Source organism: Limibacter armeniacum (assembly GCF_036880985.1).
Classification (GTDB): domain Bacteria; phylum Bacteroidota; class Bacteroidia; order Cytophagales; family Flammeovirgaceae; genus Limibacter; species Limibacter armeniacum.
In genome coordinates this window covers 1498452-1517943 of record NZ_JBAJNO010000008.1, presented here as the reverse complement: position 1 = coordinate 1517943, position 19492 = coordinate 1498452, and the positions used below count along the sequence as shown (strand labels likewise).

At 40.7% G+C, this 19492-nt stretch carries 18 protein-coding genes; 7 read left to right on the top strand and 11 right to left on the bottom strand.

Annotated features, from left to right (window positions below):
- Nucleotides 1–14: 14 nt before the first annotated feature.
- Together V6R21_RS12280 and V6R21_RS12275 are read left to right on the top strand one after the other, a co-directional pair.
- Nucleotides 15–1466: an efflux transporter outer membrane subunit gene (locus tag V6R21_RS12280; protein WP_334243909.1), complete on the top strand. Its 1452-nt coding sequence runs from the start codon at nucleotides 15–17 to the stop codon at nucleotides 1464–1466.
- A gap of 12 nt (nucleotides 1467–1478) precedes the next feature.
- Entirely contained in the window at nucleotides 1479–1910 is a 432-nt protein-coding gene (locus V6R21_RS12275) for a potassium channel family protein (protein WP_334243908.1), read from the top strand.
- Nucleotides 1911–1917: 7 nt separating this feature from the next.
- Here the strand turns inward: V6R21_RS12275 and V6R21_RS12270 are convergent, their stop codons facing one another.
- The 6 genes from V6R21_RS12270 to V6R21_RS12245 form a co-directional block, all read right to left on the bottom strand.
- On the bottom strand, nucleotides 1918–3288 hold the full coding sequence (locus V6R21_RS12270; RefSeq protein ID WP_334243907.1) for an efflux transporter outer membrane subunit: 1371 nt from the start codon (nucleotides 3286–3288) through the stop codon (nucleotides 1918–1920).
- Between the two features lie 43 nt (nucleotides 3289–3331).
- Nucleotides 3332–4327 carry a DUF2955 domain-containing protein gene (locus tag V6R21_RS12265; RefSeq protein WP_334243906.1) on the bottom strand — a complete coding sequence of 332 codons (996 nt, stop codon included), beginning with the start codon at nucleotides 4325–4327 and terminating at the stop codon, nucleotides 3332–3334.
- Nucleotides 4328–4337: 10 nt separating this feature from the next.
- On the bottom strand, nucleotides 4338–5435 hold the full coding sequence (locus V6R21_RS12260) for an HlyD family secretion protein (RefSeq protein WP_334243905.1): 1098 nt from the start codon (nucleotides 5433–5435) through the stop codon (nucleotides 4338–4340).
- Between the two features lie 11 nt (nucleotides 5436–5446).
- Nucleotides 5447–6535 (bottom strand): AI-2E family transporter, encoded by a 1089-nt coding sequence (locus tag V6R21_RS12255; protein WP_334243904.1) that lies wholly within the window; start codon nucleotides 6533–6535, stop codon nucleotides 5447–5449.
- A gap of 312 nt (nucleotides 6536–6847) precedes the next feature.
- Nucleotides 6848–7102 (bottom strand): hypothetical protein, encoded by a 255-nt coding sequence (locus V6R21_RS12250; RefSeq protein ID WP_334243903.1) that lies wholly within the window; start codon nucleotides 7100–7102, stop codon nucleotides 6848–6850.
- Nucleotides 7103–7167: 65 nt separating this feature from the next.
- Nucleotides 7168–8073 (bottom strand): ChaN family lipoprotein, encoded by a 906-nt coding sequence (locus V6R21_RS12245; RefSeq protein WP_334243902.1) that lies wholly within the window; start codon nucleotides 8071–8073, stop codon nucleotides 7168–7170.
- Nucleotides 8074–8176: 103 nt separating this feature from the next.
- Here V6R21_RS12245 and V6R21_RS12240 point away from each other — a divergent pair, with 103 nt between their 5' ends.
- Both V6R21_RS12240 and V6R21_RS12235 read left to right on the top strand, forming a co-directional pair.
- Nucleotides 8177–8998 carry an ion transporter gene (locus V6R21_RS12240; RefSeq protein WP_334243901.1) on the top strand — a complete coding sequence of 274 codons (822 nt, stop codon included), beginning with the start codon at nucleotides 8177–8179 and terminating at the stop codon, nucleotides 8996–8998.
- A 141-nt stretch (nucleotides 8999–9139) separates the two neighbouring features.
- Nucleotides 9140–9997, top strand: coding sequence for a hypothetical protein (locus V6R21_RS12235; RefSeq protein ID WP_334243900.1), 858 nt, complete (start codon nucleotides 9140–9142; stop codon nucleotides 9995–9997).
- A 255-nt stretch (nucleotides 9998–10252) separates the two neighbouring features.
- On the opposite strand, the gene V6R21_RS12230 is transcribed toward V6R21_RS12235, so the two are convergent.
- The gene (locus V6R21_RS12230) at nucleotides 10253–11713 is read right to left on the bottom strand and encodes an alanine/glycine:cation symporter family protein (protein WP_334243899.1); all 1461 of its coding nucleotides are present in this window, start codon (nucleotides 11711–11713) and stop codon (nucleotides 10253–10255) included.
- Between the two features lie 423 nt (nucleotides 11714–12136).
- Between V6R21_RS12230 and V6R21_RS12225 the strand changes: the two genes are divergently transcribed.
- Nucleotides 12137–12814, top strand: coding sequence for a phosphatase PAP2 family protein (locus V6R21_RS12225; RefSeq protein ID WP_334243898.1), 678 nt, complete (start codon nucleotides 12137–12139; stop codon nucleotides 12812–12814).
- 79 nt (nucleotides 12815–12893) lie between these two features.
- Here V6R21_RS12225 and V6R21_RS12220 read toward each other — a convergent pair whose 3' ends face one another.
- The gene (locus V6R21_RS12220; protein WP_334243897.1) at nucleotides 12894–13505 is read right to left on the bottom strand and encodes a hypothetical protein; all 612 of its coding nucleotides are present in this window, start codon (nucleotides 13503–13505) and stop codon (nucleotides 12894–12896) included.
- Nucleotides 13506–13670: 165 nt separating this feature from the next.
- Entirely contained in the window at nucleotides 13671–15221 is a 1551-nt protein-coding gene (locus tag V6R21_RS12215; protein ID WP_334243896.1) for an ArnT family glycosyltransferase, read from the bottom strand.
- 208 nt (nucleotides 15222–15429) lie between these two features.
- Here V6R21_RS12215 and V6R21_RS12210 point away from each other — a divergent pair, with 208 nt between their 5' ends.
- Entirely contained in the window at nucleotides 15430–16398 is a 969-nt protein-coding gene (locus tag V6R21_RS12210) for a glycosyltransferase family 2 protein (RefSeq protein ID WP_334243895.1), read from the top strand.
- Nucleotides 16355–17227, top strand: a complete 873-nt coding sequence (locus V6R21_RS12205) for a lysylphosphatidylglycerol synthase transmembrane domain-containing protein (protein WP_334243894.1) — start codon at nucleotides 16355–16357, stop codon at nucleotides 17225–17227. Before V6R21_RS12210 ends, V6R21_RS12205 begins: the two co-directional genes overlap by 44 nt.
- A gap of 73 nt (nucleotides 17228–17300) precedes the next feature.
- Here V6R21_RS12205 and V6R21_RS12200 read toward each other — a convergent pair whose 3' ends face one another.
- Both V6R21_RS12200 and V6R21_RS12195 read right to left on the bottom strand, forming a co-directional pair.
- On the bottom strand, nucleotides 17301–18374 hold the full coding sequence (locus tag V6R21_RS12200) for an NAD-dependent epimerase (RefSeq protein WP_334243893.1): 1074 nt from the start codon (nucleotides 18372–18374) through the stop codon (nucleotides 17301–17303).
- Between the two features lie 231 nt (nucleotides 18375–18605).
- The gene (locus tag V6R21_RS12195; protein ID WP_334243892.1) at nucleotides 18606–19409 is read right to left on the bottom strand and encodes a hypothetical protein; all 804 of its coding nucleotides are present in this window, start codon (nucleotides 19407–19409) and stop codon (nucleotides 18606–18608) included.
- Nucleotides 19410–19492 lie beyond the last annotated feature (83 nt).

Below are 19492 nucleotides of genomic sequence, written 5' to 3'. Positions count from 1 at the left end.
CAGCGCAACAGTCTATGAAAAAGCTTTTACGCATACTTATATACAATGCCATCGTTGCTTCAATGTTACTTTCACAAGGCTGCAAGATGGGGAAAAACTACAGTCGACCTGACCTAAACCTTCCTCAGGTTTACAGTGACAGTGCCTCTACTGACACAGCCAGTATTGTAGATATCGATTGGCGCAACTACTTTTCCGACCCCAATCTCATCGCCCTGATTGACACTGGACTGAACAATAACTTTGACTTATTGACTGCTTCGCAAAGAGTCGCAGAGTCAATGGCATTCTTCAAACAATCACAAGGTGCATTAGCCCCTTCATTTTCAGGCTTTGCATCTGCTGCTGCTCAAGACCCCGGTGAAAACAGCTTAATTGGACGTAACCTTGCCGCTGCCAATGCTGTAGCCGATGCGGAAGGAAGCAGCTCAATTGACATCCCTATAGAAGATTACCAGTTAGGAATAGACATGTCTTGGGAGTTGGATATTTGGGGCAGATTACGCAGGATGAAAGAGGCTGCAAAATCAAGGCTCTTGCAAACTGAGGCGGGGCAACGAGCAGTACAAACAGCATTGGTAGCCCAAATTGCCAACTTGTACTACGAGCTTCTTTCACTTGATACCCAACTGGATATTGTCAATAAAAACATAGCCTTACAGCGTGAAGCCTACGATGTATCCAAATTACTGAAAGATGGAGGAAGAGCCAATGAAGTGGGAGTTAAGCAACTTGAAGCCCAATTACTGAACACCATGTCGTTGAAACCAGCTATAGAACGACAGATTGTGATCACAGAAAATGCTTTAAACCTTGTACTAGGAAGGTTTCCCCAGCCAATCAGAAGAGCTGACAATATTATGGAAGAACCGCTACCGGAATCTATACAAACTGGGGTTCCTTCCTACCTGCTAGCTCGAAGACCAGACATCGTAGAAGCAGAATACGGTTTGGTGGCTGCCAACGCTGATGTAGGTGCAGCTCAGGCAGCATTCTATCCTGCCTTGACCCTTTCAGGTTCTGGCTTCCTGAACTCCTTCGATGCCTCTTCTTTTTTCTCTGCCGAATCGTTTGCCTATACTGTTGGTGCTGGCCTTACGGCTCCTATATTTCAAGCCAATACGATCCGCAGTAACTTTAATGCAACCAAAGCCCGTAGAGCACAAGCCCTTTTCAGTTACCAACAAAGTGTTGTCAATGGGTTTCAAGAGGTTTCCAATGCATTGGTCAGTGTCAGCAAGCAAGGAGAAGTAAAAGCACTCAAAATACAGGAGGTGGATGCCTTGAATCAGGCGGCAACACTTTCCAATGAACTTTTCCGCAGTGGATACGCTACTTACCTTGAGGTAATTACAGCACAGTTTAGCGTATTGCAAGCCGAACTCGATTTAGCAGACACCCAAAAGCAGCTTTTGCAGTCTACAGTAGACCTGTACAGGGCTCTAGGAGGTGGATGGAACAATTAATTGAACAGACAAATGTGGAAGCAAATTCTGATTGGTATTATTCTCGTAATTATCACGATATACTTCCATGCAGAAGCCACAAGGTTTATCATACAGATTATCAAGAACAGGTCTAATGATAACATTAAAGGAAGGAAGTTTTCAAGGGTAATATGGGTGTCTATCATGGTATTGACTATGCTCTCTGCCAGTATCATTGAAGCGATCATTTGGGCATGTTGCTACCTCTATCTGGATGCTATTAAGGGGTTTGAAAATGCAGTCTACTTTTCAGTGGTCACCATCACAACCTTAGGATATGGGGATATCACACTTTATGACGAATGGAAATTACTTTCTGCACTGGAAGCGGCAGTAGGTGTGATTATGTTTGGATGGTCTACAGCGATTGTGATCTCAGCTGTTCAGTACATTTACTTCCCTGAGCAAAACAAGAACAAATAAAAATAGATCAATCCGTTTCATATCGATTTTGCAACTCATTTTCCTGCTCTAGTGACCAACCACCTCCCAGTGCCTGATAAAGCTGAACAATGGAGGTAAGGTGCAACCGCAAGCTCTCCGAAGCCCTTAACTGAGAATTAAAAAGAGAACGCTGTAAATCCAGCACCTCCAAATAACTCGTCAAACCTCCCTCATAACGTACCCAAGATAAGGAAGCTGCTTGTTCAGCTGCCTGAACCTGCTCCCTTCTCAAGTCATATTCCACCCTGTAGGTTTCGACTGCAATCATGGCATCTTCTACCTCCCTTAAGGCATTCAGGTAAGTTTGCTCATACCCATGAAAAAGTTGCGCTGTAACGGTTTTTTCCACGACTACCCTTTTCTGGTTTGCGCCACTATTAAAAATTGGTCCTAGAATCTGAGCCCCCAAAGCTGCAAACCCATAAGTCGGGTCAACCAGTTGCCAACCTAAATCAGTACTTAAAGTAAAAGACGGATATTTCAGTGCTTCCGCCACCCCAATTCGTTCTGTTTGGGCATGTAATCTTTTTTCTGCTGCCAATACATCAGGTCTTCTGTCTAATAATTCTGAAGGTAACCCTGTGGGCAATGAATCTGGATACTGTTGCTCATTCAATTCCTGTCCACGTGAAATTTCCTGTGAATACTCCCCTAACAACAAGCTGATGGTATTTTCTGTCTGAACTCTCAAACGCTTAAACTGCTGAATGGCGGTAAGTGCTTCTGTCAGTTGGATTCGGGCCTGATTCAAGTCCACTTCACTTACAAAACCTCCATTGAACCTTGCCTGTACAATATCTAGGTTCTTTTGCCACGTATCAGCTGTACGGCTTGCTACACGCAAACGGTTATCTAAGTCCCGAAGTGTCAGGTATGAAGTGGCTACTTGTGCCACAAGAGATAGAGTCAATGTTTTGTAAGCCTCTTCTGTAGCGAGATACTCCTGAAAAGCTGCTTCACTGAGCCGCCTGTACCTTCCCCACAAATCCACCTGATAGGCTATATTTATATCCGGAATGACTGACTCCGAATCTCCACCATCCACAGTGGTAAATGTAGCAGAAGCATCGGTCACGTAATTGACTCTTGGGTAAAGGTCCGCACGGACAATTCCCATAGAGGCTTCAGCCGTTCTGATCCGGTCAAAAGCTACTGCCAAGTCTCGGTTCTGTTCCAATGATTTTTCAATAAGGTCAGTCAGGACTGAATCCTGAAACAACTCCCACCAAGGTAGATTGGCAATGGATTTTTCAGAAGAAAAAGATTGTCGGTAATGGTTAGGCAACTTGTCAGCGGTTCTCATATAATTGGGTCCGAGCTTGCAGGAGCTGACCATTCCTACAATAAGCAGTAGCATACAACAATGAAAGGATAATGAATGCCATACGCTTCTCATATGCTCAGACTTTTTTCGGCTGAATAAAGTATTTCAATACGCTCGAGGTAATCACCACATATACTACAGCAATACTGATCTGAAAGACCCTACTCCATACCTTTGACCCCGCTTCCCCTTCAGAGGTTGATACAGAACCTAAAATCAATAGGAAGGTAGAAAAAGCCGTACCGTACAAGGAAGAGATTGGTTTTCCTTCATGCAGTTTTTTACCGAAAAATAACCCTACCAACAATGTCGTCAACAGCATAAAGATAAACCTTGGGAAAACCGTCAAAAGCTCATACACAAATATGGCTACAATACCTCCTGCAATATTGGCTAGAATAACGGCTCCCCCTGCCTTAAAATTGGTAGTAGCAGGATTCATTGCCAGTATAATTGCAAAGATCAGGATGATCATGGCACCCGCCCACTTGAACATAAAAAATAGTGTCAGCAAAGGTGTGATCATGATTACTGCAATCAGTGCATTCTGAAATCGCTCTGCTGATGGAACTTCTACTGAGCTTTGTTTCGCTGTACCCAATTCAGATTCCTGTTCAGGAAAAATCAGGTACACCAACCCTACAAAAATGATAGACAGGGCACCATTCTTAATCAAACTAAAAGTGACAATACCACCCAACTTGTAGGAAAACTGTGAGAGCAATGGAATAATCACAATTGAGATCAGCAAAAAGAGCTTGAAAACCGTTGGTACAGCCTGTGTATAAAATATACTCAGCATAATCAGTACAATCAGTGGTAAAAAGACCATCGGGTAAGGAAGGAACCACCTGCTGAAAAGCAAACCAAACACACTGGTTACAGCTAGCATCATGACAAAGGCAAAGCCCACCTTCCATGTTGGGGCTGGTGTACCGGGCGCCAACAATGTAATACCCAATACAGGAGTGAGATACGCCAATGTATAATCCATTGCCAAAGCTACACCTACAATCATGGTAGTACCTACCGCATACCGAAGAATGGAATAATATGTCTTGTCGTAACTCATTTAGTCTGGTTTACCTTAAATAAGAAAGCCAACTCATTACTCGGATTCTAAGCTTACCTGTTGCATTCAGTATTCCTCCGTCACCAGTAAAGACGACAACATCTGACTGACCGCCAAGCCTTAACTCCGTCTCCAATTCATGTACATCAAAGGAAATGATTACTGGAAAACGTTGTGGATCCCTTAACCAGCCTTGGCTAGAAGAAATGCTTGGTAAGTCGCCTTTTGTGGCATTGCCTGTCGTTACACCATGCCCAATGCTTCTTACTGTTGCCGAGAATACCTTTCCCGGTTTTACATCCAAAATAAACTCCACCTGATCCCCCACTTTCATTCTGGAAAGGTTGTTCTCTTTCATATCTGCCTGAATCCAAAGATTTTCTTTGGATACCAAAGTAGCCAATGGCTGCCCCGGACTCGCATAATAGCCTTGATCTATACTCAAGCTTTCGACATACCCATCAGCCGTAGCAATTACATGCGTAAACGCCAGATCAAGCTGTGCCTTTTCCAATGCCTTAAGTGCACCAATAAATTTGGGATTACGCTCACCTGACACGCCCAATGACTGCTGAGAGCGTTCCAAGTCTGCTTCAGCCGATGCCACTTGTTCCGTTGCCTGCATCAGGGATGTTTCTGCCTGATCCCTGTCAGATTGTGACAATGCTCCGGGATTCTCTTTCAACACCTTCTGTACCCTGTCCCAATTGCGTTGGGCTCGGTCTAGCTGAGCCCTTGCCACACCCAATCGACCTGCCGAAGACTTTACCGAAGCTGTCCTTGCTGCTACCGACTGTCCTGTATTGTCCAGATTGGCTTCTGCCTGTTCCACTGCCAACAAATAAGGGCGGGGGTCTATCCTGAAAAGCGTATCACCTGTATGAACATAATCATGCAACCTGACATTGATCTCTGTAATATAACCTGAAACACGGGGAGCAATGGGGGTTGTCAATCCATTTACCTTTGCCTGATCGGTGTAGGGTACATATCGGTCTGAAAGAATATACCACACCAACAAAAGTGCTGAGATTCCCAACACAATATAGGTCACCATCTTGATCGGGCTTCCAGTGGGTTGATTGGTTGTATTTTCTTCCTTTTCCATCATCGGTTCCTTTAGCGTGACAGGTTTTCGGTTTCTTCCTCCATTGGGTTGTTATCCACCCATGTCATAAAAAGCTTGTAACCCAACGACAGCACGATGGCTCCAGTAAACAATCCCAAAAATCCAGACAGGATAAAGCCCCCTATCACACCAAGGAAGATGACCAGCATAGGTACTGGAGCGCCTTTTCCCAACAGGATTGGCTTCAGTACATTGTCACTGATTCCGGCTGCGATCAGGTAAATAGACCATAATGAGGCGCCAAGGGAAGACATGTGGGAAAACAGGTAAATAATCACCGGTATGATGACCAGTGTAGCGGGAAGCTGCAAGATCGCAAAGATAAGCACGATCAATGTCCAGACTCCTGCATAGGGGACCCCTGCCAACACAAATCCTATCCCGACAAGGAAGGCTTGTATAAAGGCGACTCCCAAGACTCCTTTTGTTACGTTTCTGACTGTACGCACTGTTACTTCCTCATATTCGTCACCTTCCTCCCCTACCAGTCTTCTGAAAAACTTCTTGCTGAAATCTCCAGAGCCCTTTGAGGTAAGCAGTACACCCGAAATGATCAATGAAATGACAAACTGCAATACACTGACACCTGTATTCAAAGCCTTGGATGCTATGGTTTCCGAGAGCGTTTTGAACTGTGACTCATATTTATCTAAAGTTTCATTCAGGTCAAGGTTAGCCTGCGTCCAAGCTTCATAGAGCTGACTACCTACTACAGGCCAATCTTTTACCTTGTCAGGAGGTGGTGGCACAGACAAAGTTCCGGTACTAACACGCTCTTTCAATTCCAGTATTCCACCGATCATGGAGTCCAGAAACAGCCAACTGGGCAGTAGAATTATAATCAATCCTAAAATGATATAGCAGGCAGTTGCCCAACTGGTACGGTTACCGACCCAGTTGTAAAGCACATCATAAACAGGACGGGTAGCAATTGCCAGAATAATACCCCACAATACAACTCCCATAAAAGGGCTAAGCAAGCGGAAACACCAACCTATCAGTATAAACAGGAAAGCAAGGCGAACGGTAATCTCGACTACAGTGCCAAAAAGCAACTTGAATGATCTTTCGTCTTTCACGGGTAGTACAGTTTAGGAAGAAACTTGAATGCTACAGGAAGGAAAAGCTGAGGAGTTGAGAGCGCTTTTGGGATGGCATTCAAAAAATACTTTACCCTATAAAAGAATTTATCGGCTAATTTTCAATAACAAAAATCATCATTCAAGTACTGAACACTCCTGTTTTATACATTACTTATAATTAAAGGGTAATATTTTCAGACTCACTTTTCAATCCACTCTACCTTCTACGCAATCAAGACGATGTCAACAAAAAAGTCCAACCGAAGATGTTTCAGTTGGACCAATTTAATCAGCTATATATGCCAATTGCTAGATAATATTTACGCCCTTCAACGCCAGTCGTTGCTTCAGGTCTTCCATTGTCCCCTTATACTCCCAATACATCACCCTACCATGTGAAGAGGTCACCAGCAAGTATTGTTCGCTGATGGACTGGATACGTCCCACAGCTACCAGCTTTTTCATAAAATTCTCCTCTACAACTTCTTCTATGATCTCCTTATTATTACCATCAAACCCATGAAAGATCATGGCGGTTTTTACTTCTACTTCCAGAAAATTCATGCTATTTCAATTTTTAGAGAAACACGTAGGCTTCAGATATACAAATAGGTCTCTGTTCCTACAATTTAATATGTTTTGGTCATTCGCTCAGTCACCTGAATCACAAAATCTGCCGTCTCCTTATTTTGGGTATCAAATGTATTGACATCATTCACTTCAACTACATTGATATTCACAACTGTCAGTTTTGGCATCTTCTGAAGCAAGTACCAAACGGTTCCTTCCTTATAATTGGAGTGATAACTTCCATTGTAATGCAGGAAAGTCCCTTTCTCCCTCTTGATTGCTTCCGCAATCGTAGCACCCATCGTTGCATCCTTGATTGCCTGTGCAGCCACCATGTTCTTCGCCATATCTTCGGCGCCTTGCATACCATGTCCATGTCCTCCCATCATTGCCATCATGTTTTTGTAGCTTGGCAGACTGAAGTCCACCTCAATCGGCAACTTAGGCAGGTAATTTTTTCTCACTTCCTTATCCAGCTCTTCCAATGCTGACAAACCTTGCTTGGCTACCAGACTGGCATAACGCCTTGGAACATTGGTCGCATAAAACTTTAGTCCATTTGCCTTGGCAAACTCAACCAAAGGGGAATAGTCAGTCGCATAGTTGTCCCATGCCTTACCATCCTTTATCAGGTAAGCCTCTTTGGCAATACCCGCAAGGTATTCATCCAACACTTGCTGGGCATCACGCTCAAACATCTCCGCACCAAGTAGCAAGTCTTTTCCTTTTGCCTCAAAAAGCGAATGGGTTACCTCCAGTTCAAGCCAATGGGCAATCGGGTTGTTATGCAGCTCTCCAAAGAATACAGCATCGGCACCTTCCAGCGACTTCACCATTTCTCCATAGGATATTTCCTTGCCTTCCTTATCAAAGATCACAAAGGCTTTCAGGTCTTGAGATTGGGTTGTATTAGCCATCATTAACAGCGTAATTATCAGTAAACAATAGTGTCTTAGCTTTTTCATGGTTTTGTCTGTTAGTATTCAAATGTGTACCTAATATAGGAAGGATTTGAAGGATTCGAAGAAATTGGATTAATTGAATGCAAATTGAAACCCAAAACCCACTATGGAGCAAACACCCAAAAAAAGCAGGCAAAGCATCAGGGAGAAAATGCATGAGATCATATTTGAGGCGGATACCTTTTGGGGAAAGCTGTTTGATGTAGTGCTCTTGATACTGATTTTATGTAGTATACTGGTCGTTATGTTGGAAAGCGTAGCAGATTTTGCAGCACAATACGGTTCCTTGCTCAAAACATTGGAATGGGTTTTTACCATTTTATTTACCATTGAATACATTGCCCGAGTCTATTCAGTCAGAAGGCCTATCCATTATATCTACAGCTTTTTCGGCATAGTGGACTTGCTCGCAATCCTCCCCACCTATATCGGACTTGTCATGGCTGGTGGACATGCCTTGACTGTTATCAGGGCGCTTAGACTGATCCGGGTATTCAGGATATTCAAGCTGGGCAGGTATCTGGGAGAAGGTAAGATCCTGATTATGGCACTGAAGGCAAGCCGTTTTAAGATTACCGTTTTCCTGCTGACCGTAATCTCGCTATCCATTATCCTTGGTACGCTGATGTACCTCATTGAAGGAAGTGACAGCGGATTTACCAGTATCCCGAGAAGTATCTACTGGTCTATCGTCACGCTAACGACAGTGGGTTATGGAGATATTGCTCCACAAACCGCCTTCGGACAGTTTATCGCCTCCCTTATTATGATCTTGGGGTATGGTATTATTGCCGTTCCGACAGGCATTGTCTCCGTGGAACTGGCTAATGCACAACATGAAATCAGTACACAGTCTTGCCAAAACTGCGGACGTGAAGGACATGACCATGATGCGGAATATTGTAAGTATTGTGGGGAGAGGCTTTAGTAACTAATTGGTTCTAGAAAGCTAACACACAAGCTTACGAGAGTGGTTGGTCACCGATATTAACAGTAATATGCTAATTATGATAAAATTTACTGTATTAACATTAATGTTTGTATTGACTAATAATATTTTCGCAAAAAAATGAGAAAGAAGGTAATACTAAAAGAGAATTTCAACCTTGACGTTAACATCCAATGTAAATATTTCATTCCACACTTAGTTTCAACATCTAATTTTTTAATGAAAAATGGAGAAATATTGATAAATAAAGAAAAAGGTCAATATTATCATATATATGAGTCAGAGTTTGATCTTCTTCAAGAATATAAAGAAATCTTATTTCCATATCTCATCTATCCTAATAAATATGGTGAGCTATTCAGGTTGTGGGAATTATCTTATGAAGAAGGAATGAAAATGCTTAATCACCAAAGGCATGAAGAAATATCAAATAGTCATTACCTACTTAATTCTGGAGGAGTTTTAGAGTTAGAAGATGATATATTTTTTTTACATAGCAGCATCAAAGCATATCATAATTTAAATAACAACCCAAGTCTCACCCTAGATTCTGGGGTTAATCATTTTGGTCAAAATTTTTTAATAAAAAAAGAAGTCATTATTTCGAAACTAAAATCAGCCCTAGAAAAACCAATATTAGACTTTTCAGAACTGAGTATAAAGCAACTAGATTGTATATTAGAAATCAATAATGAAAGTTTATCTTACGAAAATTACTATAGATATATTCTTTCTATTATTGCATATACTGGTGAAGTATATATAAAACATTATGGCGGAGCATGGAATGTTGTTTTTGAAAATGATTGTCATGTAATCTATATATTAGACCATAATGGAAAAGATACATTTCTATCATCATTTTTAGTAAAGAAATTACACCCTTCATTTAAAGAATCAACTGTTTCTGAAATCTATAATTCAATACTTGCATCGAGGAATTTCCGCTCTTCATTGAATACATCTACCGACGACTAAGAATTAATAAAAAGAACTAGTGCAATATACTAAGTATATCGACATATGTTCCTAGTATGAAGAAAATTGTAATATACTCCCAAAACTTCCATCATTAACTATTTTCAATCCTGAGGAATATCCCATAATAGGTGGCTTGATACCTTCTCAGTTCAAAGTAGCACTTCGCTAATTCTTGAACCAGTAAAAAAGAAACAAAAATGCCCAAAGAACTCAAAATCCTTTGGGCATTGCTTATTTATAAATCGGGAAAGCTTAAGCCATCACTTCTTTTTTCTTCTCCTGCTGGTCAAAACGTTTGATTTCACCACTTTTTAGCCTGCTAAGGTAGTGCTTGGTAGCTTTTCTTACCCTTGGAGCCAACAGCAATGTAGAAAGCATGGTTGGTACCGCCATTGTTGCATAACAACCATCAATCAGGTTAATCACCACATCTACGGTAAATACAGAACCCAAAATAATGGTCGCAATGTAAATATAGTTGTACCAGTGCTTGGTTTCCTCTCCAAAAAGGAATCCCCAACACTTGCTTCCGTAATGCGAAAACGTAAACAGTGTCGTAAATGAAAAGATAGCTACACACAGTACCAACAGATAAGTACCCACTGTCGGCATAGCACTCTCAAATGCCTGAGCTGTTAGTGTTACACCCTGTGCATCTGAACCTTTCCAAACACCTGTAATGATGATTGCCAGTGCTGTAAGTGTACATACCAGTATTGTATCGATGGCAGGACCCAACATGGCTACCAATCCTTCTTGAACTGGTTCATGGTTTTTGGCATCACCGTGCATCATTGGTGCTGTACCAATACCCGCTTCATTGGAGAAAGCTGCTCTTTTGGCACCTATCACAATGATACTCCCCAAAGCTCCACCCAATACGGCATTACCCGAAAAAGCATCTGAAAAGATCAGGGCAAAACTTGCCGGTACCTGATCGAAATCCACCAAAATAATATATCCAACACATAGCATATACAGCACTACCATGGCTGGCACCATACGCTCTGCTACGGTTACAATTCTTTGTAAACCTCCAAAAATTACAACACCGACTAGAATTGCCACCCCGATTCCGAGTATCAGTTTCAAAACAACCGGATTCTCTGTAGCAATTCCATTAGGCTCCAGTACCATCTCTCTCACTACTTGCGTCACCTGATTGGACTCAAACATTGGCAATGTTCCTATCAAGCCGGCTACAGCAAAAAGCCCTGCCAATGGTTTCCATTTTTCCCCTAAGCCTTGTGTGATGATATACATAGGTCCGCCTTCCAGTTTACCATCCTTGTGTACCTTACGGTACATCACAGAGAGTGTACAGGTAAAGAATTTGGTTCCCATTCCCAGCAAAGCACTTACCCACATCCAGAAAAGGGCACCCGGTCCTCCAGCCATGATTGCCAGTGCTACCCCACTGATATTTCCCATACCTACAGTAGCTGCCATTGAGCTTGCCAAAGCACCAAAGTGGCTGATCTGACCTTCAGCTTCCGGATCATCGTATGCGCCTCGCAGTACGTCAATCGCATGTTTAAATGCCTTAAGCGGTAAGAAAGATGAATAAATGAAAAAGAAAAGACCTCCTCCAAGGAGTAATACAAGTAGTGGCATCCCCCACATCAGGTCACTGTAACCAGCAACCAACTCTTCAATTTTGTGCATTTCAAAGTCTGTTTGTTTGACAGTATTGATCAGAAATATTGTATCCATTCTGAAATGACATCTTCAATACTGCACTGTGTTGTGTGTTGATTAGTATGTGTATTTTAATCAAAACGGCTGCAAAATTAAGCATGTGTTATGCCGCATTCAATTATTCGAATATAATCAACTATTTCTACGATTTGTGTTAAATTTCAAACAAAACCAACTCAACTATCTCATCACAGAACAACACAACACTGATATACAATCAGTTAAAAAACCAATATCACCTAAACATGAAGCTGATATTTCTTCTGTGAATTTAGATAAACATTAGACTTCCCATCTTAGCAATCCCTTAACGAAAATGTTGCATTCGCTCCCAACACAGTCATGTAACCTTCCCATTACCACAACTTTGTATTCAACTGACACTACTAATTTGCCACTGAGAAATCATTCAAAAACCTTAATTTTTCAGAGGCTGATATGTCTATTAAACAAACGCTAAGAAATATCCTTGCAGTAATACTGTTACTTGCTCCTGTGCTGATTCTATTGCCCAAAGGTGCCATTGTTTTATACCTCAACCAGCTGCATACGCCCGTGTTGGATTATTTCTTCAAACATATTACCTATCTCGGTGATGCCTTTATAATACTGCTGCTTATTCCTATTCTACTTATTTGGCGATACCAATACCTGATTGCCTGCCTTTTTACTACAGTTATTTGCACGTTAATCGTTAACCTAGGGAAAAGGGTACTTGGACATGACATGCTCAGACCTGTGCCCTTTTTTAATGGCAGCGAGCCTTTACATTTTGTGGATGGCATCGATATTCACTCCAAGATGTCGTTCCCTTCGGGGCATACTGCTACCGCATTTGCTTGTGCGATGCTGCTTACCTTAATATGGAAGTCGAGGAGCGCTTCCATTAACTTATTTACACTGGCAATACTTGTCGGCTGTTCCCGAATGTATTTGCTTCAACATTTTTATATGGATGTATTTGCAGGAGTTATTACGGGTATGCTCAGTGCCATGATTGGCTATCACTTTTCAACAAAAGTGTTGCACTCAGAAAGTGGGCTGAAAAACCTTATCATTAAACGACTTCCAAACACTGATAGAAAAGAAAGGCAGCTTCCTGTCCCTCAGGTATAATTTTCCAATACAAACAAATGCCTACCTGTATTGGCAGATAGGCATAATTCTTTTTAAGGGTAATTTAGGCAACAGCCTGTTATCTGGCATTTTTCCTTTGGAATTTCGCTCCGAAAAACCGGTTGAAACTTAACCCAAACTCAAAGGCATTATACTCATCGTCTCCATTTCCCTTAAAATCATATGAAAAGAATGGACCGATCCCCCAATTTTCTCCCCTGATAAACTCATATTCAGAGCCGATTTTTAAGACAGCAAAGCTTTCATTCCTCTCCAGTTCAGCTCCCGGACCAGCATAAATATCCCATCCGGGAAGCATTTCATAACTGGCTATCAGGCACAGCACTACTACATTCTCCCTTGCCAGATCATTGACTAAGCTAGGTAACTTGATAAAGTACTGGTCCAATTCTATATCAGCAATTACACCAACGGACCACCTGTCTGCAAACCGCCTGAAATAATCGATTCCCAGTGTTGGAACAAAAATGTCGTTTTGGAACTGAATATTGGGCAACTCAACGCCAAAGCCATCCGGCACATAGGTATATCCTAATGTAATGGCAATCTTGTTTTTGTAGTGTGCTTCTTCTTTGTGGTGTTGCCCAACTTTAGCAGGGTGATGACCTTCCTGTGCAAAAACGCCGCAAAAAGATAAGGAAAGTAAAATACTCAGCAGGTATGTCTTCATGAAAGCAAAAATGAGTGATAAATGATGTCGGCAGGATAGCCAATAAGGCAGGTTATTTTCAATACTTAGAACTGCAATTCTACCTGCTTTAGTTCCACTTTCTCATAGACAAAAAATAAAGGTCTTGCGCTCACAAGACCTTTACATTGGTAGATTAACATCCATCTAAAAACCTACTATGTACATTGTTTTATTCTCGAACAAATCCTTATGCTCAAAGTAAATTTGCAAGCCATCAATCTTTTTCAACTCCTCAATACTCCGTTTTTCAGAAATCAGTCTACTGTTCGGCTTTTTAAGAAATTGCTTTACCTCATTGATAGAGTGAAGCTTTGGAATTTTCCGTTGTTCGGCAAAAACATTGGCAGGAATCAGATAGCCATAAAAAGCCAGTTCTGTATCATCCAATGCAAGTGCTTTGCTTTTCGTTACAGGGTTATTTTGGTCAATGGATGGAAATACAATATAGTGCGCCCCCATTCCCAATACTATAAAACCCGCAGCCATCGCATAGGCTGCTTTTTTTAACTTACCCCGCTTTACCAAGACCAAAGCAAAGGCACTTCCGAAAGTGACTGGCAGAAAAACCAAGGCGTCCCATTTCATATATGCAAAGTTAGGATCCAGTGACAACCCAATAAATCCACCCAAAGGCATCGCAATTCCTAAAAAAACAAAAATACCTACAGAGACCCACTGCTTTTTAAAAGACTGCTGAGTCCAATGATGCACAAAATACCCTAATATAATTGCAGCAAATGGATAACATGGTTCGGGATAAGTAGGAAGTTTTGTCCTTGAAACGGTAAAGAAAACAGCAAAGACTGTAACATCAATAATGGCAAGCATCAATAATGGTTCATTTCTAAACTCCCAAGCCTTTCGCAATGCCTGAGGAAAAAACAGGGAAAATGGTAACAGCCCTGCCAACATTACAATTGGAATATATAATACATTTCCGCCATGCCCTTCCATAGTGGAAGTGAATCGACCAACATTATGCTCCAGAAAGAAACCCTTCAGCCACTCCCAATCGGAATCCAGACCAAGCTTCAGGTAAACAGGAAACACAATCAAGATAGTCAGCAATACGCCTTGCGGTATTTTCAGCCATTTAATCACTTCCCATTTCAACTGTCTAGTTAGTACTAAATACAGCAGGAATGTAAGCCCAGGCAAGGCAACTGCAACTGGACCTTTTGCCAAGACCGCCAAGGATATACTGACATACATCAAATACAGGTACTTGGTCTCTCGCTTTTCCAATCCCATCAGAAATGAAAAAATACCAAGGTTGGTAAAAAATATCAGGTATGGATCAGGTACTGCTAAGTGAAACTGTACCGACATTTGAATAGAAGCTAAAAACACCAGTGCAGCAAAAAACGCCACACCATCACCCAAAAACTTTTTGGTAAAGAAATAGGTCGAAAGTACAGTCAGTATTCCCATAACTGACGAAAAGAAACGAGCTGCAAATGCCGTCGCCCCAAATACACTGTATGACAACATCATAAAGTAATAATGCAAAGGTGGCTTATCGGTTCTCAACTCATAATTGAAGGTTGGCAAAAACCAGTTTCCTTGCTCAAGCATCTCTCTGGCGCATTCGGCATTCTTGGCTTCATCCAAGATGAAAATTGAATATCCCCAGCTATTGGCGAAGAACACCAACACGCTCAGTAAAAAAATGATGTATGACTTGTGAATACGCATAATGTGTCGAAATTATAAACTAAGTTTTAGCTCGTGATCAAATTTTCTTCTACTCCATTAAATCGAGCCGTAAAATACCTTCCATATAAAAAACTCCGATTAAGTTTATCAAAACAATTCTTGAATTATTACAAGAACTTGTTTCACAATATCATCAAACCTTTATCCAGCACCCATTAATAAGGGGTAAATCAAATTAATAAAAGACATGGAACTTTCAGTAGTTGTAGCTTTAATGAATGAGGAAGACAATGTAATTCCATTGGTTAAACAGATACAAGAATCGCTGAACGATTTTGACTATGAAATTATATTAGTAGATGATGGCTCCTCAGACCAGACCGTTGAGCGAGTCAAATCAATTTCAGACAAGCGTGTCAATCTAGTCGTTTTCACCAAGAATTATGGACAAACCACAGCCCTTGCGGCTGGTATTGATTACGCCAAAGGAAAATATATCGTCACAATGGATGGTGACCTTCAAAACGACCCATCTGATATTCCAATGATGCTTAAAAAGCTCAAAGAAGAAAATTGGGATGTTGTGGCGGGCAGAAGGGCTAACCGTCAGGATGGAGCGCTTTTAAGAAAGTTACCTAGCAAGCTGGCCAATGCCATGATCAGGAGAATGACAGGAGTATACCTAAAAGATTATGGCTGCACCTTAAGGGTATTCCGTTCACATATTGCCAAAAATCTTGGACTATATGGAGAGTTACACCGCTATATTCCTGTGCTGATTCAAATGCAGGGAGGACGCACCACTGAAGTGGACGTTAAACACCATGCCCGTATTCATGGTTCATCCAAATATGGCTTAGGCAGAACCACCAAAGTAATCAGTGACCTGTTCCTGATGGTATTTCTCCAAAAGTACATGCAAAAACCAATTCACCTTTTTGGTTTACTTGGATTGCTTAGCTTTGCTGTGGGTGGAGGCATTAACATGTACCTACTGATTGTAAAACTGATGGGACAAGACATTTGGGGTAGACCATTGCTAATCCTTGGTGTCACACTTTTGTTGGCAGGTATCCAATTCCTGTTTTTTGGTGTAATGGCAGAACTTTTAATCCGTATTTATTTTGAATCCCAAAACAAGAAAACCTATCTCGTCCGAGAACATTTCAGAGGTGGAGAATCAACAAACCAGAAAATGGTGGACGTTGCCAGCTAAACTGGCACTTACAGTTGGAGCGTTATTGTTGGTTTTCAGTAAACTTGACCTAACTGAAACCAAAAAGCTTTTATTAAATGCAAACTGGGGCTGGTTATTGCTAGCCCTACTCCTTTTCAATATATCCAAGATCAGCAGTGCTTTCAGGCTAAAGCGGTATTTTGATCTAACAGGTATTACCTTAAACACAAAGCAGAATATCAGCCTTTATTACTTGGGGATGTTTTACAACCTGTTCCTGCCGGGAGGTATAGGTGGTGATGGCTACAAAGTTTATTTCCTTTACAAACGATTTGGTATAAGCCGTAAGAAACTCCTGCAAGGCATACTATTGGACAGGCTCAACGGGTTGGATGTATTGTTAGTTTTAGGACTAACCTTTGGCAGTTGGGCAGTATTTAATAGTACAGAACCATTACTCCAATATGCTAAATGGTTTTTCATTTTAGGAGCAGTCTTAGGAATCCCTACCTTCCTGCTGATGGTAAAATTACTCTTCCCAGCCTTTCAAACAGAAAACAAACCAACATTGATCTGGTCATTTGTAGTGCAGGGAGCTCAAATTATATGTGCTATCTGCCTTCTGAATGCACTCCATATTGACACGCACTATATACTATATATTGCGCTGTTTTTACTTTCATCTGTTGTCGCAGTGATACCATTTACATTTGGAGGTGTTGGGGCTAGAGAGTTACTCTTTGTTTATGCTGCAACCTACACTCCTATTGAAGAAAACGCAGCAGTGCTTTTCAGTCTAATGTTTTTCCTGATTACGGCACTAAGTTCGTTTTTAGGGGTATTTGTCAAAAGTGAAAGTATTAGGTAAAACAAAAGCATGAGTCATCTCCGAAAATTGATTTGGGATAACTCATGCTTTAGCTCTTTATTCTCAAAAATTGTCACCTAACATAAGTTGCTACTTCCCTAACACTATAATAGGAAAGGTACCAGTCTGTAAAAGATTTAACGCCTTTTATTATATCTGTAGAAGGTTGGTAACCTGTCTCTTCCATCAAATCAGTAACATCCGCCCATGTTTTTTCCACATCCCCAGCTTGAATTGGAAGCATTTCTTTAATGGCTTTTACACCCAATGATTTTTCAATGGCATCCACAAAATCCATTAGCTTGACAGGTTTGTTATTCCCAATATTATAAAGTCTAAATGGCGCTGAGGATGCAGCTGGGCTACCTACCTCCTTTACTTCTTTTGCAGGTATATTATGCATCGCTTTGATTACGCCATCTACAATATCATCCACATAAGTAAAATCCCTTTCCATATTACCGTTATTGAACACCTTAATGGATTTACCTTCTACAATAGCCTTTGTAAATAGGAAAATCGCCATATCTGGTCTACCCCAAGGACCATAAACTGTAAAGAAACGAAGTCCTGTAGTTGGTAGATTATAAAGGTGGCTATAAGTATGTGCCATTAATTCATTGCTCCTTTTAGTTGCGGCATAGAGGCTAACCGGATGATCTACCCCTTGATCAGTAGAGAAAGGCATTTCATCATTCATCCCATATACACTGGAACTACTTGCATAGACAAAATGCTTAACTTGATGATGCCTACACTCCTCCAACACATTTAGGAAGCCAACAATATTGCTATCCACATATGTATGAGGGTTTTCCAAGCTATACCGCACCCCTGCCTGAGCGCCTAAGTGACATACATAGTCAAACTTTTCCTTCTCAAATAACTCTGCAATGGCTTGCCTGTCTTCCAGATTCATACGCATAAATTGCATATTGCTACCAAGGTGCTTACTGATACAGTGCTTGCCAAACATCTTTGCCTCCTGCTGCTGAATACCCAGTCTAGCAAGCCTGTCGTATTTCAGCTGTGGATCATAGTAGTTGTTGACATTGTCAATACCATAGACTTTGAATCCCAGTGCGAGCAGCTTTTTACAAAGGTAAAACCCAATAAACCCAGCCGCTCCAGTAACAAGTACTCTCATAAAAAAATGGTCTTTTAGCGATGCAGTTTTCTCAATTAGACGTGGCTAATTTAGCATCGAAAGACCATCTTAAAAACACGATAAAACAAAGGAAATCAATACGTAATCACGAATAAACCTATCTTTAATATGTAGTTCACTTTACAGCTAAAAACCTATCTTTGGATGTTACGGAATCGAAACTTCCCTTTCAGGGTTCATGATTAAATAATGGAATGTTGACACCCCCTATTAATTACAACTCATCTGATACGTCACAAATAGCTGGGTACTATCTGCATAGGTTTGCACGCATGATGTTGGATAGCCATTTTCATCATAAGTATAGGATGAGGTAATTTGACGCTCCTCCTGATTATATTCATTAGTCATGAGATTTTCTGAAACGATTACATTGTTTTTACTCAAATAATAAGGAAACTCACGTCTATATTCACTTACTATTGAATGTAAAATAAAGTTTTCTACAGATTGCTCCTTATAAGGATTATTCTGCTCATCGTATGAATATGTAATAACCCCTACAACTTCATTAAGATCAGAATCAACTGATGAAAGTTCAATTATATTTCCTCTATCATCATACTTAAAGTGAAAGTCATACAAAAACATATCTGACACTAAATCAATCACTTGATCACCTTCATCATAACTAAACTCGAAGTATGACACTTGCTCTCCTTTATCTGTCTTTAAAACCAATTCCTTTAAAAGGTCAACTTCATAAATAGGATACATGATTAACATGTAGTTATAATTCTCATATTTTATCTTTATTTCAGATAGCATTTCGCCATCATAATTTATCTTAATAGCATAGCCGTACCTACTATCTGACATAGGCCATACCATCGTTGAATAAACACTATCCAACTTTCCTATTTCATTATAAAACAGTTGCTTATCAAAAAAACCATTTTCTTTATCAAACTGATGTGTTTCTTCTACAATTTGGCAGCCTGTTTCTTTCTCAGGATTAGTCTCTTTACATGAAAAAATAAATAGCAATACGAAGGGGATTAAATACTTCCTCATTTTGATTATTAGTTAGTTATAAAAGTTTCTTTTCAATCAGTTTAGTCCATTCTTCAAATATATTTCAATTTCTATTATTATCA